Source organism: Flavobacterium sp. 9AF, from assembly GCF_902506265.1.
Taxonomy (GTDB): domain Bacteria; phylum Bacteroidota; class Bacteroidia; order Flavobacteriales; family Flavobacteriaceae; genus Flavobacterium.
Genome location: NZ_LR733609.1, coordinates 1 through 16,349, shown reverse-complemented (window position 1 = coordinate 16,349; position 16,349 = coordinate 1). Strand labels below are relative to the sequence as shown.

Sequence of the window (16,349 nt, the reverse complement as noted above, 5' to 3'; positions counted from 1 at the left end):
GGAACAGGGTGGGATGGAACCTTTAATTCAAAAGACTTACCTTCTACAGATTATTGGTTTACTGTAGAATATCAAGAAAACCAACAAAATAAAGTATTTAAAGCACATTTTACATTAAAAAGATAATATAATTATATATGTTCATAAAAAATAGCCTCACTTTTGTGAGGCTATTTTTTATTTTTTAGAAAGAATTATTTATTATAAACATTCAAAGCTTCTCTTAAAATCTCAACAGATTTAATTAAATCTTCTTTTTTCAAAACATAAGCTATACGTACTTCATCTAGTCCTACATTAGGAGATGAATAGAAACCAGCAGCAGGTGCAACCATTACTGTCTCTCCATTTAAATCAAATTTTTCTAATAACCACTGAGCAAAATCATTTGCGTTTTTTATAGGAAGTTTAGCAATGCAATAAAAAGCACCTTTTGGAACAGCAACTTTAACACCATCAATTTTGTTCAATTCATTAACTAAAATATCTCTTCTTTCCTTATATTCCGTAATCACTTCATCAAAATAACTTTGAGGCGTCTCTAATGCAGCTTCGCTAGCAATTTGAGCATAAGTAGGAGGGCTTAACCTAGCTTGAGCAAACTTCATAGCTGTTGCCATAACTTCTTTATTTTTAGAAACTATGCATCCAATTCTAGCTCCACACATACTAAAACGTTTAGAAACAGAATCAATCATAATAGCATAATTTTCTAATCCAGATACATTCATTATTGAATGATGTTTAAATCCGTCATAAGTAAATTCTCTATAAACTTCATCAGCAATTAGGAATAAATCATGTTTCTTAACAATGGCTGCTAATTGGTTAATTTCATCTTGTGAATATAAATATCCAGTTGGATTCCCAGGATTACAAATTAAAATCGCTTTTGTTTTTGAAGTTATTAGTTTTTCAAAGTCCTCTATTGGAGGTAAAGCAAAACCACTATCGATGTTTGATATTACAGGAACTACTTTTACACCTGAAGCTACTGAAAAACCATTGTAGTTTGCATAAAAAGGTTCAGGAATAATGATTTCATCATTAACATCCATAGTGCTTCCAAGTGCAAAAAGCAAGGCTTCAGAACCGCCTGTAGTAATTATTATATCTTCTTTATTTATAGGTAAATTTTGATTTTTATAATAAGCAGAAAGTTTTTCTCTATAACTATCAAATCCAGCAGAATGACTGTATTCTAAAATTTCTATGTTTGCATTTTTTACCGCATTCAATGCAACATCTGGAGTTTTGATATCAGGTTGCCCAATATTTAAATGATATACTTTATGTCCTTTCTTCTTAGCGATTTCAGCATAAGGAACCAATTTTCTAATAGGTGATTCGGGCATTGATGTCCCTTTTTGAGATATTTTTGGCATGATTATTAAAATTTGTATGCAAAATTGCAATTTTTTTACCTAATTATTGAAGTTTTATTTTTTTTTAAATGTTAAAATTGTATTTATATAAATTAAATTTTCTAAATTTATATAAATCCATTTCTATGTTTAAAAAATTATTTAGCCTATTAACCTTTTTTTTGATTTTATTTCAACTAAATCTACAAAGTCAAACTAAATGGAAGTCAAAAAAAGACAAAATAGTTATACCTTTTGAATTAACTCATAATCTAATTATAATAAATGTAGAAATAAATGGAGTAAAATTAAATATGCTCCTAGATACTGGTTCAGATAAAAACCTATTGTTTAGTTTTCCTGAAAGTGATAGTATCATGTTTTATGAAACTAGGAAGGTAAAAATAAATGGATTAGGTAATGGAGAATCTCTTGTGGCCTATGCTTCCAATAACAATATAATAAAGATTAAAGAATACGTGGATGAAGAATTTCAAATACTTCTAATAACAGATAGGAATATTAATTTAGTAAATAAACTAGGTGTTCCAATCAACGGTATTGTTGGAGCAAGCTTTTTTAAAGATTTTTTAGTGGAGATAAATTACCAAAAAAGAAAACTTTTTCTATATAAGGATACACAAAAGATACTTTTAAAGAATAGATATATTGAAAAATTAGTTGAAATAGAAGACGATAAACCATATATAAATGTTATGTCTAAGACGAAAAATGATTTAGATGTAAATTACAAGCTTCTTATTGATACAGGTTTAGGTGATGGATTATGGTTGTTTGAAAACGATACAATCAAATGTCAAAATAAGTATATTGATGATATTTTAGGAAGAGGATTAGGGGGTGATATTAAAGGGAAAAAATCTAGAATAGAATTCTTAAATTTAAATGGATTTGTTTTAAAAGAAGCATTGGTTTCTTATCCAGATACTACTTCTTTTAATCAATTAGATATAACAAAAGGGAGAAATGGTTCATTAGGAGGTGAAATAATGAAACGATTTAATTGGTTCTTAGACTACAAAGGAAAGAAATTCTATTTCAAAAAGAATAAACTTTTTGATGAACCTTTTAATTATAATATGTCAGGTATAGAAGTACAACATACTGGGCTTACATGGGTTTCTGAAAAAATAGGTTTTGCTAATTCATCTAATTATGGTGCTAATTTAAATAATAACAGTAACAAAAGCTTTATTTTTGATAATGCTGCCGAATTTAAATATAAATTTGAATTGAAACCTGTCTTTGAAATCTATGCTATTAGAGAGAATTCTCCTGCAGAAATCGCTGGTTTAAAGGTTGGTGATATAATACATTCTATAAATGGAAAGAAAGCATATGATTATTCTATACAAAAAATATCCGATTTATTTCAATCAGAAGAAGGTAGAATCATAAAAATTGAAGTGCAAAGAAATGGAGTAATTATGGAATTTAAAATTAAACTTCAAAAAATATTATAAAAAAAGTCTCGACCTGAGTCGAGACTTTTTTTATTTAACAATAACAGTTCCTTTTATTCGTAGCGGAACAACACCATTAAGTTTATTAACTGCATTACTCTCTACCGTAATGGTTTTACTTATAGGACCAGGATTCATATTGTATTTTACAATAATTTTATCCGATTTCCCTGGCATTATCGGCTCAGTTGGTTTAGTAGGAACTGTACATCCACAGCTCGATTTAACATCAGTAATTATCAGAGGAGCATTTCCTGTGTTGGTAAACTCAAAAACCCGAACACCATCATCTTCTCCTTTTACCACTTCACCATAATTAATAGTCTCTTGTTTAAATTCTATTTTTGGTCCATCCTGACCGTAAGAAAACAAACCAACTAATAAAAACATTAAAATTCCAAATAATTTTTTCATCATATTAAATATTAATGATTTATGTAAAAATAAATCTTTTATTGCAAAGAACAAAAAAAATACCTTTTTTTATTTTCTCTTATATCGTTACTTTTGCAAACAGTTAATTACAAAAACAATACCAAAGTATAAATTTAGTTAATTATTTTAAACGAATGGAAGGGTGTGTTTTTGTAATCCATATTCCTGCTATTCGCGCTACAAGGTAGCTAGCTTCTATCAGGGTTATTTTTGTTATTTTTGGTACATATTTTAAAACACAATAAATTAATACAATAATGGAAATTCCAGCACAGTTTAACCCAAAAGATGTTGAAAAAAAGTGGTATGATTACTGGATGAAAAACAAGTATTTTCATTCAACGCCAGATCATAGAAAACCTTACACAATTGTAATTCCTCCACCTAACGTCACTGGAGTTTTGCATATGGGGCACATGTTGAACAATACCATTCAAGATGTATTAATTCGTCGCGCAAGATTAAAGGGATTCAATGCTTGTTGGGTTCCTGGAACTGATCATGCATCTATCGCAACGGAAGCTAAAGTAGTTGCGAAATTAAAATCGGAAGGAATCAATAAATCGGATTTAACTCGTGAAGAGTTTTTAAAACACGCTTTTGATTGGACAGAAAAATATGGTGGAACAATCTTAGAACAATTAAAGCAATTAGGTTGTTCTTGTGATTGGGACAGAACTAAATTTACTATGGACGACGATATGTCAGCTTCAGTTATCAAATCGTTTGTTGATTTATATAACAAAGGTATGATTTATCGTGGTTACCGTATGGTAAATTGGGATCCAGAAGCTAAAACAACTTTGTCTGATGAAGAAGTTATTTACGAAGAAAGACAAGGAAAATTATACCATTTAAAATATCAAATCGAAGGAACTGAAGAGTTCGTTACTATTGCAACAACACGTCCGGAAACTATACTAGGAGACACTGCTATCTGTATTCACCCTGAAGACGAACGTTATTTCCATTTGAAAGGTAAAAAAGCGATTGTTCCTATTTGTAACCGCGTAATTCCTATCATTTTCGATGAATATGTAGACATGGAATTCGGTACAGGTTGTTTAAAAGTTACGCCTGCCCACGATGTAAATGATAAAACGTTAGGTGACAAACACGGATTAGAAATTATTGATATTTTTAATGAAGATGCAACTTTAAATTCTTTTGGATTACATTATGAAGGAAAAGACCGTTTTGTTGTTCGTACTGAAATTGAAAAAGAATTAGAATCTATAGGTGCTTTAACAAAAGTTGAAACGCACACGAATAACGTTGGAACTTCTGAAAGAACAAAAGCAGTAATAGAGCCAAGATTATCAGATCAATGGTTCTTAAGGATGGAAGAGTTAGTGAAACCTGCTATCAAAGCTGTTTTAGAATCAGACGAGATAAAATTATATCCGTCTCGTTTTAACAATACCTATGCACATTGGTTAAATAACATTCGCGATTGGAACATTTCTCGTCAATTGTGGTGGGGGCAACAAATTCCAGCCTATTATTATGGAGATGGGAAAGCAGATTTTGTAGTTGCTGAGAATATTGAAGAAGCTTTAGCTTTAGCAAAAGAAAAAACATCAAAATCAGACTTAACAACTAATGATTTGCGTCAAGACCCAGATGCCTTAGATACTTGGTTCTCATCTTGGTTATGGCCAATATCTGTTTTTGGTGGTATGATGAATCCAGAAAATGAAGAATTCAAATATTACTATCCAACCAACGATTTAGTTACTGGTCCTGATATTTTATTCTTCTGGGTAGCGCGTATGATTATTGCTGGTTATGAATACACAGGTGAAAAACCATTCTCAAATGTATATTTAACAGGATTGGTACGTGATAAACAAGGACGTAAGATGTCTAAATCATTAGGAAATTCACCTGAACCACTTGGGTTGATTGAAAAATTTGGTGCTGATGGAGTTCGTGTAGGATTGTTACTTAGTTCTTCTGCTGGTAATGATATTTTATTTGACGAAGAATTATGCAACCAAGGAAAAGGTTTTGCAACTAAAATCTGGAATGCTTTCCGTTTAATTAAAGGTTGGGAAGTTGCTGACATTGCACAACCAGAATCATCTAAAGTAGCTATCGAGTGGTACGAAGCGAAGCTTCAAAAAGCATTAGCGGAAATCGAAGATAATTTCGATAAATACCGTATTTCTGATGCGTTAATGGCGATTTATAAATTGGTTTGGGACGATTTCTGTGCTTGGTTCTTAGAAAGTATTAAACCAGGTTACCAACAACCAATTGACAGCACAACCTTCAATAAAGCCATCGAAATGTTAGAAGCTAACTTGAAGTTATTACACCCGTTCATGCCATTCTTAACAGAGGAAATTTGGCAGCACATCGCTGATAGAACTTCTGAAGAAGCTTTAATTGTTGCTTCTTGGCCTGAAAGGAAAGCATTTGATGAAAAATTAATTGCCAATTTCGATTTTGCTACCGAAGTAATTTCGGGAATTAGAACGATTAGAAAAGATAAAAATATAGCATTTAAAGAAACTATAGAATTAAAAGTCGTAAATAATGAAAATGCTTCCCTATTTTTTGATAGCGTAATTTCCAAATTAGGTAATATATCATCTTTAGAATATGTTTCTGAAAAAGTAAATGGAGCTTTATCTTATCGTGTAAAATCTAACGAATATTTTATTCCTGTTGGAGGAAATATTGATATAGATGCTGAGATTACTAAATTAAACGAAGAATTAGATTATAACAAAGGGTTCTTAAAATCAGTTCAAGCGAAGTTATCAAATGAAAAATTTGTTAACAATGCTAAACCTGAAGTAGTAGAAAATGAACGTAAAAAGGAAGCAGATGCATTAGCAAAAATTGCTACAATTGAAGAAAGTCTTTCAGGTTTAAAAATTTAAATAGTCTTAAGCTTTTTCATCATACCCTTGTTGTAAAACAAGGGTATTTTTTTACACTTAATCGATGATATGTGTATTTTAACGATATTGTTGTGGGTTAAACATTTGATAACAATAATTTAATTATATTAGCAATAACTTAACGAATTATTAATATCTTATGAAAAAAATTACTCTATGGCTATTTCTTTTATTAATTACAAATTCTGTTTCTGCTCAGTTTGGTTGTGGAACTGGAGTGGTAATTAGTGATGGATATACTGCTACAGGAATTACGACCCCTGGAACAGGAGGTGCTGAAGACTGGAATACTAATCCAACAGGAACATCTATTAATTCTTCTTATTGGGATGATGATGTATATTTATTTCAATATACGGCTGGTTCAAATTCTGAAGAAATTTCTATGACTATATTTTCCGTAAACTCTTGGAATGGTATAGGTATTTTTACTGATTGTACAGGAACTACTTTTTCTGGAGAATTAGATGCTGCATCATCTACAGGTTCAAATAGTACAAAAACAGTTAATGCTGTTTTAAGTCCGAATCAAACTGTTTACATAGCAGTTGGACAATGGGGTACTCCAAATGGATTGAATTTTAATGTTACTAACTTTTCTGCTATAGCAATAGTAAATCCACCTAATTGTGTTTCGGTCTCAAGTCCTTTAGATGGAGCAGTTAATGTTTCATCTTCACAAATAACTTGGCCAGCGGCGTCAGGTGCTCCAAATGGATATAAACTTAATGTTGGCACCAGCTCAGGAGGAACTAATGTTCTTAATTTATTTGACGTTGGAAATGTTTTAACATACAATTTAGGTGCATTATTACCAGGCTTAACCTATTATGTTACTGTTATACCATATAACTCTAATGGGGATGCAACAGGTTGTACTGAAACAACTTTTACTACTTGTGGTACAAATAATGCCCCGTGGAGCTATGATGTTGAATCAGCAGGACTTACTACTAATGCAGTAATTGCTGATTGTTGGTCAACTATTCCTACTAATACAACCTCTGCTTTTAGATGGAATATTGATGGTTCAGGCGGAACACCTTCGTCTCCAAGTACTGGTCCGACAGGTGCAAATAGTCCTGTGAAATATTTTTATGTTGAAGCATCTAGTGGTTCAACTAGTGCTGTAGCAGAACTATATTCACCGCAGATAGATATATCTGCTTTATCAGATGCATCTTTACAATTTTATTACCATATGTTTGGTAGTAATATGGGGGATTTACACATCGATATTTTTGATGGTACTTCTTGGGTAAATGATGTAGATGTAATTAGTGGTCAACAGCAAACTGCTCAAGCTGACCCATGGGTACAAAGAGTGGTAAGTCTATCCGCTTTTACGGGTACTATACAAGCAAGATTTAGAGCTATACGAGGAAATGGTGGAAATGGAGATATAGCTATTGATGATATTTCTTTTGATGAAGCACCAGCTTGTTTAGCACCAACCAATTTGATTGTTTATAATATTACTGATACTACTGTTGATATTGATTGGACTGGAAGTGGTGTTGTTTTTGATTGGGAATATGTGGTTCAAGCTGCAGGTACAGGTACACCAACAGGTTCAGGAATTGGCGTAGATTATCAGCCAATAGAGGGAGAAATAACAGGGTTAACACCAAATACTCCTTATGAAGTATATGTTAGAACTTATTGTAGCGCTTCAAGTCAAAGTGCATGGTTTGGTCCAGTATCTTTTACTACTTTATGTAGTAGTGTTACTGATTTTGTAGAAGATTTTGAAGCAACTACAGCTTCTAATTTTTCTGCTTGTTGGGCAAAGGTAGGTAGTTCTGGTTCTGCTTATCCACAAACAAGTACTGGAATAGCAGGAAATAGAAATTTATATATGTATAGTAGTTCAAGTACTTCAAGAGCAGTAGTTAAAATGATACCAGTTAGTAATGCAGACGCGGGTACTCATAGAATGAGTATGAAAGTAAGAGCAAATTTCACAGCTGGGGAAACATTAGAGTTAGGATATTTAACTAATCCTAGCGATGCAAATACATTTGTTTCTATTTCATCAATTGTAACTAATAGTACTACAGTTGCTCAAAACTTTGTAACAACTCCTACGGGAATGCCTAGTGGAAGTGTAGTGTTTGCTTTGCGTACAGGTACAATGTCATATAGTCTTTTAGTTGATGATATTAAATGGGAACCAATACCATCTAATCCACCAGCATGTGCTACTAATGTAGTGGCTAATCCTGATGCTAATTGTGGTAACTTTGCATCTACCTTATCTTGGGATACAGTTTCAGATGCTGATGGATATAAAATTACTATGGGAACTACCCCAGGAGGAAATGATATTTTAGATAATTTAAATATAGGATCGGTATTATCGTATAGCTTTACAGGTACAATGAATACAATGTATTATTTTACTATTACGCCTTTTAATGGAGCAGGTGATGCAACTGGATGTACAGAAGTTTCTTTTACAACGAATGCTAATGGTTGTTATTGTATTTCCAACCCAAGTAGTAATGATGGTGCTGGAATTACAAATGTTCAATTAGGATCGACTAATTTCCCGAATGGCGATGTAACTTATTTTGATCATACTGCAACTACAGTTACGCTTGCTCAAGGAGCAAATATAAATGCTCAAATTACTTTTGCAACAGGTTATACATACAATACTTATATCTTAATCGATTTTAATAATGACTTAGATTTTGACGATGCAGGAGAAATTGTATTTACTGGTGAATCTTTAAATACAAATCCAACTACATACAATGCATCATTTATGATGTCAGCAACAGCTCCATTAGGTATACATAGAATGAGAATTGTTACTGCTGATACAATGACTACTGTTGATCCTTGTTATGATGGTTCTTATGGTGTTACATTAGATTTTAATATTGATGTAGTTGCACCTAGTTCTTGTGTGCCTCCAGCATTTTCTACAGCTTCAGTATCTCACGATTGTGGTAATTCTCAATTCTCTGTAGATGTAAATATTACAGATTTAGGAAATGGATCACCAACAATTACAGATGGTACTTCAACATGGCCAATTTCAGCATTAGGAGTTGTTACTGTTGGTCCATTCGCTTATGGTGCTAACGTTAGTTTAACTTTAAATCATGGAACTGATAATTTATGTAATTTATCTATTGGAAGTTATAATTATGTTTCTTGTCCTCCAGCTAATGATAATTTATGTAATGCAACTCCTTTGACACTTGGTGCAGCGGCAACAGGAAGTGATTATACTTTAATAGGTGCAACTAATGAAAATAATGAGCCAATAGGATCTTGTTTCAGTGGAGGATTAGCTGGTACAGTTTGGTTTAGTTTTGTAGCTCCTGTTTCTGGTTCTGTTGAAGTTACAACTGATTTTGCAGGAGGAACTTTAGGAGATGGAGATACAGAAATTGCTGTTTATAATGGTACAGGAGTTGTGTGTTCTGATTTATCAACACTTCCAGCTCAAACAGCTTGTGATCAAGATGGTGGAACAACTGTAAATTATAGTTCTTATTTATCATTAACGGGTTTAAATTCAGGAGAAACTTATTATATTCAAGTAGATAGTTATGATGGGGTTGCTTTGGGTACTTTTGGAATTCAAGTAAATGATACAAGTTTAAGTACTTCGGTTTTTGATTTGAATAACTTTAAAGCATATCCAAATCCTGTTAAAGATATACTTAATTTAGAATATTCTTCTGACATGACATCTGTATCAATTTTCAATATGATTGGACAAGAAGTTATCAATCAAAAAGTAAATGCTACTTCTGCAAATATTAATATGACTGAATTGAATAGCGGTGCTTATATTGTAAATGTTGTAATCGATGGAAATGTAAGTGTTCTAAAAGTTATAAAAGAATAATTTAATTTTTATAATATATCTTAGAAAGGCTCCAATTTATGGAGCCTTTTTTTATTATATATACATAAGCTCAAATAATTTAAATTGTAAAAAAATGTATCTTTGTAAAAAAGAATTCACATGTTAACCACAAAATCAAATACTGTTTTAGAATTGTATTTTCAAAAGTTTAGAGATAATATAATTGGAATTAATCAATTTTTTGAATCTCCTTATGGTAAACAGAAAATTATTTATACAGATTGGACTGCAAGTGGAAGGTTGTATCGACCAATTGAAGAGAAGTTAATGCATAATTTTGGTCCTTTTGTAGCCAATACACATACAGAAACTACAGTTTCTGGAACAGCAATGACCATGGCTTATCATAAAGCTAGAAAAATTATTAAAAATCATGTAAACGCTTCAGAAAACGATATTTTGATTACTGATGGTACAGGAATGACTGGTGTGGTAAATAAATTACAAAGAATACTTGGATTAAGAATCTCTGAAAATTTGAAAGAATACACTAAGTTTCCTGAAGAATTAAAACCTATAGTTTTTATCTCACACATGGAGCATCATTCGAATCAAACATCATGGTTAGAAACTATTGCCGATGTAATTGTTGTTCCAGCAGATGAAGATGGGCTGTTTAGTCTTGAAAATTTAAAGCAACTTTTAGACAAATATAAACATAGAATTTTTAAAATAGCTTCTATAACTTCTTGTTCCAATGTTACTGGTATAAAAACACCTTATCATGAAGTTGCTAAGCTAATGCATCAAAATAATGGCGTTTGTTTTGTTGATTTTGCTTGTTCGGGTCCTTATGTAAAAATTGATATGCATCCTGAAAATGATGAAGAATCTTATCTTGATGCGATTTTCTTTTCTCCGCATAAATTTTTAGGTGGTCCTGGAACATGTGGAGTTATGATATTTAATAAAAATTTATACAAAAACAATGTTCCCGATTGTCCAGGTGGAGGAACGGTTAGGTGGACAAATCCTTGGGGAGATCATCAATATATTGAAAATATTGAAGAAAGAGAAGATGGAGGTACACCTGGTTTTCTTCAAGTTATAAAAGCAGCACTAGCTATTCTGTTAAAAGAAGAAATGGGAATTAAGAATATTTTAGACAGGGAGCATGAATTGACGGAATATGTTTTTGAATCTTTAGGAAATGTAGATAATATAAATATTTTAGCTCCTCAACATAAGGAAAGATTAGGTGTTATTTCATTTTATATTACCGATTTGCATTATAATTTAGGTGTGAAAATTTTAAATGATAAGTTTGGTATTCAAACAAGAGGTGGTTGTAGTTGTGCAGGTACATATGGGCATTATTTACTTCATGTTGATCAGGAAACTTCTAACTCAATTGTTTGTCAGATATCAGCTGGAGATTTAGAAAAGAAACCAGGGTGGATTAGAATGTCAATTCATCCGACGACTACTAATGAAGAAATTGAATATGTATGTAATAGTATAAAAGATTTAGCTGAAAATCATAAAGAATGGAGAAAAGATTATTCATATAATTCAAAAAACAATGAGTTTGTTCATAGAGAAGCTATAAAATTTGAAGAGGATATAGTAACAAATTGGTTTAAATAGTTTTGTTATCTTATTTATAGAATAAAAGTAGCCATCTTTAATTTTTGAAATGGCTACTTTTTATTTTATATTAATTTTTGATTATTTCAAAAGTTTGATTTTTGAGCTTTAAAAAATAAATTCCATTCTCAAAATTAGAAATATCAATAGCATTTTCTTCAATATTAAATCCTGATGTTATTTTTTTACCACTTATATCATAAATATTAATAATTTCAGAAGTAATGTTTTTTGAAAAATTTATTTTATCTTTTGTAGGATTTGGATAAGGAATTATAGTGATATTTTCAAAAGAAGAATTTGATAATGTGCTATTTAATGTTTTTGAAAACATCCAATTATATACAGAAGGATTATTATAAGTAGTACTCCAAGCATTGTGACCATTTGCTTTATAGAGAGTAAAGGAAAGTTTATCATCAGGTTCTTCTATACCTATGTTTCCTGTCCAAGTTTGTGTATTTGTGTTAAACTGCATTGTAAAATCGGTTGTAGCAGCTGTATTGTTTGCACCATACGGATAAACATTCATAACAGTTTGAGAATTGTTTGCAATACGATTTGCATTATTTATAGATTGTGTTTTTTGAACCGTAGGGTCACCAAAATTATGATGTATCCAAATGTTAGTGTTTTGTAAAAAAGTGGCCGGATTTGAGATACTACCCGCGCCACAGATTGGGACAGCAGCAGCAATTTTATCATGATGGTTATTTAATGCTTGCCAAACTCCACCACCACCTGCACTTAATCCAGTAATGTAGACTCTGTTACTGTCTATAGGATAATTAAGCAGTAAATAATTGTATAAAGTTAGAAAATCGGCTCCTGAGAACCATCCACTACCTTTTTGGGGAGATATAACAATTGCAGGGAAATGCATACCTTGTTGAATTTGTTTTGGCGTTCCATTTGTTAAAACTTTATAAAGGTCGGTTGTTCCGTTTCCTTTTTCACCTATACCATGATAAAAAATAAGTACTGGATAAGTATTATTTGATGTAGGATTGAAGTTTTGCGGTAAGTATTCATAATAACCAAAAGGAATTCCATTGGAATTGTTTAAATATACTGCAGTTTGTTGGCCAGCTGAACCATAAGGAGCTTGAGCGTAATTCTTATTACTATATAATAATAGTAATAACAGGATGATTGTCGTTTTTAAAGTGTTCATTTTGTTTGTTTTATAGTTGTTTGTTGAAATTGTATTATAAATATAATCAAAAAAATAGGTTAGTTCTTTGTTTTTAAATTTTACTTGAATAAATTGATGTAAAAACTCATTTAAATTCTTATTTTTGCCAAGTTTTCAAAATGAAAAAAAATTATGGTAAAAGATTTATTTGAAAGAATTCAAAATAATAAAGGACCTTTAGGAAAATGGGCTTCTCAGGCTGAAGGATATTATGTATTTCCTAAATTAGAAGGTGATTTAGGACCAAGAATGAAATTTCATGGAAAAGAAATTCTGAATTGGAGTATAAATGATTATTTAGGTTTAGCAAATCATCCTGAAGTTAGAAAAGCAGATGCGGAAGCTGCTTTACAATATGGAGCTGCATATCCAATGGGAGCTAGGATGATGAGCGGACATACCAATATTCATGAACAATTAGAAAAGGAATTGGCATCATTTGTACAAAAAGAAGCTGCATATTTGTTGAATTTTGGTTATCAAGGAATGGTTTCTGCAATTGATGCATTAGTAACCAAAAACGATATTATTGTGTATGATGTGGATGCACATGCTTGTATTATTGATGGTGTTCGTTTGCATATGGGTAAACGTTTTACTTATAAACATAATGATTTAGAAAGTATGGAAAAAAACCTGCAACGTGCTACCAAAATGGCAACGGAAACAGGTGGTGGAATTTTATTTATAACTGAGGGTGTATTTGGAATGCGTGGCCAACAAGGAAAGTTAAAAGAGATTGTTGCTATGAAAGAAAAATATAATTTTAGATTATTAGTTGATGATGCACATGGTTTTGGAACACTTGGTGCTACAGGTGCAGGTGCAGGTGAAGAGCAAGGTTGTCAAGATGGCATAGATGTTTATTTTTCAACTTTTGCAAAATCTATGGCAAGTATAGGTGCATTTTTAGCTGGAGATAAAGATATTATAGATTATTTAAAATATAATCTGCGTTCTCAAATGTTTGCAAAAGCTTTGCCTATGATTCAAACTGTAGGGGCATTGAAACGTTTGCAAATGTTAAAAACAATGCCTGAACTTAAAAATAAGCTTTGGGAAAATGTGAATGCTTTACAAAATGGATTAAAAGATAGAGGATTTAATATTGGAGATACAAATACTTGTGTAACACCAGTTTATTTGGAAGGTTCTATCCCTGAAGCGATGATAATGGTAAATGATTTACGAGAAAATTATGGTATTTTCTTATCTATTGTTGTTTATCCTGTTATACCAAAAGGAATAATTTTATTAAGAATGATTCCTACTGCATCACATACAATTCAAGATATTGAAGAGACATTAGCCGCTTTTGAAGCCATCCGTGAGAAATTAAATAACGGAACTTACAAAAAAATTGCAGAGGCTAATGTAGTTGATATGGAAAAATAATTTATTTAGAATTATATTTTATGTAAACCACTTGTTTCTACAAGTGGTTTTTTATTTTTCACAAACTAATAAAGGCTTTTCAGAAATTTAGTTTACTTTTTAAACTATATTAAATTACATTTGTATAAATTGAAAAATGCTATGAAAAGAAAATTAGAAGAATATCGTTTAGAGATACTATTAGTAATTTTATATAGTGCTTTAGGTTTATTATTATGGTATTTATTTTTTATTATCTAACTACTCTTATAAATAATGCTAAAAGTTCCTCTACTTTGTCACTTGAAACTGGAATTTCAATTTGATTTTCTAATGTGACAGTTCCGCCATCCGATTTGCTATAACTTACAATATATTGGGTATTAATGATATATGATTTATGACATCTAAAAAAATGAGTATATTCTTTCAAACTCTCTTCAAAGTTTTTTAAAAATCGACTAGTTACCCATTTTTTACCTGTATTTAAAACAATTTGTGTATAACTGTTATCGGCTTTTAAATATACTATATCTGAAGGTTGTATCATTACTAAATTATTACCATCAGGAATTGCAATCTTTGATTCTTTATATAACTGTTGTTTTACTAGATTTATTTTTTCAAGAATTGTGTTTTGGTTACTAATATACCGCTCTAAAGTGTTTTTTAATTCCTCGGGATCAATAGGTTTTAGTAAATAATCAATCGCTGAAGTTTTAAATGCTTGTATCGCATATTGATTATAAGCAGTGGTAAATATAATGCCAAAATTTATTTCTTTTTCATCAAAAAAATTGACAATTTCTAAACCGTTATATTTAGGCATCTCTATATCTAAAAAAACGATATCCGGTTTGTGTTTTCTAATAGCCATAACTCCAGAAGGTAAATCATCACACATAGCTACGATGTTGATTTCAGGTGTAACCATTTCAATTATGCCTTTTAAGTAAATTTGTGCTCTACTTTCGTCTTCTATAATTATTGCTTTCATTTCTATTATAGTTCTATTTTAATAATGACTTGTGTTCCTAAGCTTTTTTTATCTTCTGTTTGTAAATCAATATAATTTACCGAAATCTTATACTGATCTTTATTTAACAGTTGAATGCGTTCTAAATTTGCTTTTGTGGCAAATGATTGCGGCTTATTAATGGTGTTTTTATTTAATTCTTCTGATTTTTTTCTTCCTATTCCATTATCAGTAATCGTTGTTACTAAAATGTTTTTTTGAATGGTAAAATTTATATTCAATTGTTTTGGATTCAAACTATGACTCAAACCGTGCAAGATGGCATTCTCTACATAAGGTTGAAACATCATTGTAGGAATTTTTATTTGTTCAATATTTGAAATTTTATCAATTGTAATTTCAAAATAGAGGTCTTTAAAACGCATCTGTTGCAATTCTAAATACAAACGAAGAGCGTCAATTTCTTCTTTTAAACTGATCCAGTTTGCATCAGAAAATTCTAAAATTTTTCGTGTTAACTTTGAAAATTTGGATAAATATAAAGAAGCTTCTTTAGTTTCATTTGTAAAAATATAAGATTGAATATTATTAATAGCATTAAAAAAGAAATGTGGGTTCATTTGCGATTTGATGAGTTGTAAACGTGATTCTTTTAAATTATTCTCTAAAGTTAATTGCTTTACTTTTGCTTTATTTTTTTTGATTACTCGTTTAAGTTGTATCTTATAGATTAAATAGAAAAGAAATAAAATAAATAATAGTACTATGGCAATAAACCAGCCTCTTTTCCAAAAAGGTAGTAAAATGTTGAACGAATAGGCTTTTTTTATAAAAACAGGAGTATCAGAATCAGTGTTAAAAATTTTAAAAATAATTTCATATTTACCAGATTGTAATTCGGGTAATAAAATGGAATTATTACTTGCATCAAATTTATATGCCCTATTATTTATGTAATAATAAAATGCATATTCATTTAAATAATCAAAATTAATGATGTCAAAATCAATGCGAACAGAATTTAAATTATAAGGAATTTGTTTAATTTCTTTCTCTAGGAAAGTCTTGCCATTAAAAGAAATGTTTTTTATATCAATTTTGGGTAGTTCTTTAAATTCAATACTGTTTTCTAA

At 30.7% G+C, this 16,349-nt stretch carries 11 protein-coding genes; 6 read left to right on the top strand and 5 right to left on the bottom strand.

Annotation, left to right across the window (positions count from 1 at the left end; genetic code table 11):
- Positions 1–126, top strand: a 126-nt coding sequence (locus HALO113_RS17410; protein ID WP_159780413.1) for a T9SS type B sorting domain-containing protein, incomplete at its 5' end; no start/stop codon positions are given.
- Between the two features lie 68 nt (positions 127–194).
- Here the strand turns inward: HALO113_RS17410 and HALO113_RS17405 are convergent.
- Complete coding sequence (locus tag HALO113_RS17405; protein WP_159780412.1) at positions 195–1,385, bottom strand: pyridoxal phosphate-dependent aminotransferase; 1,191 nt, start codon at positions 1,383–1,385, stop codon at positions 195–197.
- 293 nt (positions 1,386–1,678) lie between these two features.
- Between HALO113_RS17405 and HALO113_RS17400 the strand changes: the two genes are divergently transcribed.
- Positions 1,679–2,848 carry a PDZ domain-containing protein gene (locus tag HALO113_RS17400; protein ID WP_159780411.1) on the top strand — a complete coding sequence of 390 codons (1,170 nt, stop codon included), beginning with the start codon at positions 1,679–1,681 and terminating at the stop codon, positions 2,846–2,848.
- 30 nt (positions 2,849–2,878) lie between these two features.
- On the opposite strand, the gene HALO113_RS17395 is transcribed toward HALO113_RS17400, so the two are convergent.
- Positions 2,879–3,262 carry a DUF1573 domain-containing protein gene (locus tag HALO113_RS17395; protein ID WP_159780410.1) on the bottom strand — a complete coding sequence of 128 codons (384 nt, stop codon included), beginning with the start codon at positions 3,260–3,262 and terminating at the stop codon, positions 2,879–2,881.
- A 278-nt stretch (positions 3,263–3,540) separates the two neighbouring features.
- Here HALO113_RS17395 and HALO113_RS17390 point away from each other — a divergent pair, with 278 nt between their 5' ends.
- The 3 genes from HALO113_RS17390 to HALO113_RS17380 all read left to right on the top strand — a co-directional run bounded on the left by HALO113_RS17390 (position 3,541) and on the right by HALO113_RS17380 (position 11,671).
- Positions 3,541–6,174 (top strand): valine--tRNA ligase, encoded by a 2,634-nt coding sequence (locus tag HALO113_RS17390; RefSeq protein ID WP_159780409.1) that lies wholly within the window; start codon positions 3,541–3,543, stop codon positions 6,172–6,174.
- A 160-nt stretch (positions 6,175–6,334) separates the two neighbouring features.
- Positions 6,335–10,063, top strand: coding sequence for a fibronectin type III domain-containing protein (locus HALO113_RS17385; protein WP_159780408.1), 3,729 nt, complete (start codon positions 6,335–6,337; stop codon positions 10,061–10,063).
- Between the two features lie 120 nt (positions 10,064–10,183).
- Positions 10,184–11,671: an aminotransferase class V-fold PLP-dependent enzyme gene (locus tag HALO113_RS17380; RefSeq protein WP_159780407.1), complete on the top strand. Its 1,488-nt coding sequence runs from the start codon at positions 10,184–10,186 to the stop codon at positions 11,669–11,671.
- 70 nt (positions 11,672–11,741) lie between these two features.
- On the opposite strand, the gene HALO113_RS17375 is transcribed toward HALO113_RS17380, so the two are convergent.
- The gene (locus HALO113_RS17375; RefSeq protein ID WP_159780406.1) at positions 11,742–12,845 is read right to left on the bottom strand and encodes a T9SS type A sorting domain-containing protein; all 1,104 of its coding nucleotides are present in this window, start codon (positions 12,843–12,845) and stop codon (positions 11,742–11,744) included.
- A 153-nt stretch (positions 12,846–12,998) separates the two neighbouring features.
- Between HALO113_RS17375 and HALO113_RS17370 the strand changes: the two genes are divergently transcribed.
- Positions 12,999–14,261 carry a pyridoxal phosphate-dependent aminotransferase family protein gene (locus tag HALO113_RS17370; RefSeq protein WP_159780405.1) on the top strand — a complete coding sequence of 421 codons (1,263 nt, stop codon included), beginning with the start codon at positions 12,999–13,001 and terminating at the stop codon, positions 14,259–14,261.
- 232 nt (positions 14,262–14,493) lie between these two features.
- Here HALO113_RS17370 and HALO113_RS17365 read toward each other — a convergent pair whose 3' ends face one another.
- Positions 14,494–15,237 (bottom strand): LytTR family DNA-binding domain-containing protein, encoded by a 744-nt coding sequence (locus tag HALO113_RS17365; RefSeq protein ID WP_159780404.1) that lies wholly within the window; start codon positions 15,235–15,237, stop codon positions 14,494–14,496.
- Positions 15,238–15,242: 5 nt separating this feature from the next.
- The coding region (locus HALO113_RS17360) for a sensor histidine kinase (RefSeq protein ID WP_201297707.1) at positions 15,243–16,349 on the bottom strand (1,107 nt) is incomplete at its 5' end.

Excerpts from the sequence above, each read along its gene's own strand:
- HALO113_RS17375 (WP_159780406.1), bottom strand. The coding sequence starts at position 12,845 with ATGAACACTTTAAAAACGACAATCATCCTGTTATTACTATTATTATAT.
- HALO113_RS17380 (WP_159780407.1), top strand. The coding sequence starts at position 10,184 with ATGTTAACCACAAAATCAAATACTGTTTTAGAATTGTATTTTCAAAAG.
- HALO113_RS17365 (WP_159780404.1), bottom strand. The coding sequence starts at position 15,237 with ATGAAAGCAATAATTATAGAAGACGAAAGTAGAGCACAAATTTACTTA.
- HALO113_RS17400 (WP_159780411.1), top strand. The coding sequence starts at position 1,679 with ATGCTCCTAGATACTGGTTCAGATAAAAACCTATTGTTTAGTTTTCCT.
- HALO113_RS17385 (WP_159780408.1), top strand. The coding sequence starts at position 6,335 with ATGAAAAAAATTACTCTATGGCTATTTCTTTTATTAATTACAAATTCT.
- HALO113_RS17405 (WP_159780412.1), bottom strand. The coding sequence starts at position 1,385 with ATGCCAAAAATATCTCAAAAAGGGACATCAATGCCCGAATCACCTATT.
- HALO113_RS17395 (WP_159780410.1), bottom strand. The coding sequence starts at position 3,262 with ATGAAAAAATTATTTGGAATTTTAATGTTTTTATTAGTTGGTTTGTTT.
- HALO113_RS17370 (WP_159780405.1), top strand. The coding sequence starts at position 12,999 with ATGGTAAAAGATTTATTTGAAAGAATTCAAAATAATAAAGGACCTTTA.
- HALO113_RS17390 (WP_159780409.1), top strand. The coding sequence starts at position 3,541 with ATGGAAATTCCAGCACAGTTTAACCCAAAAGATGTTGAAAAAAAGTGG.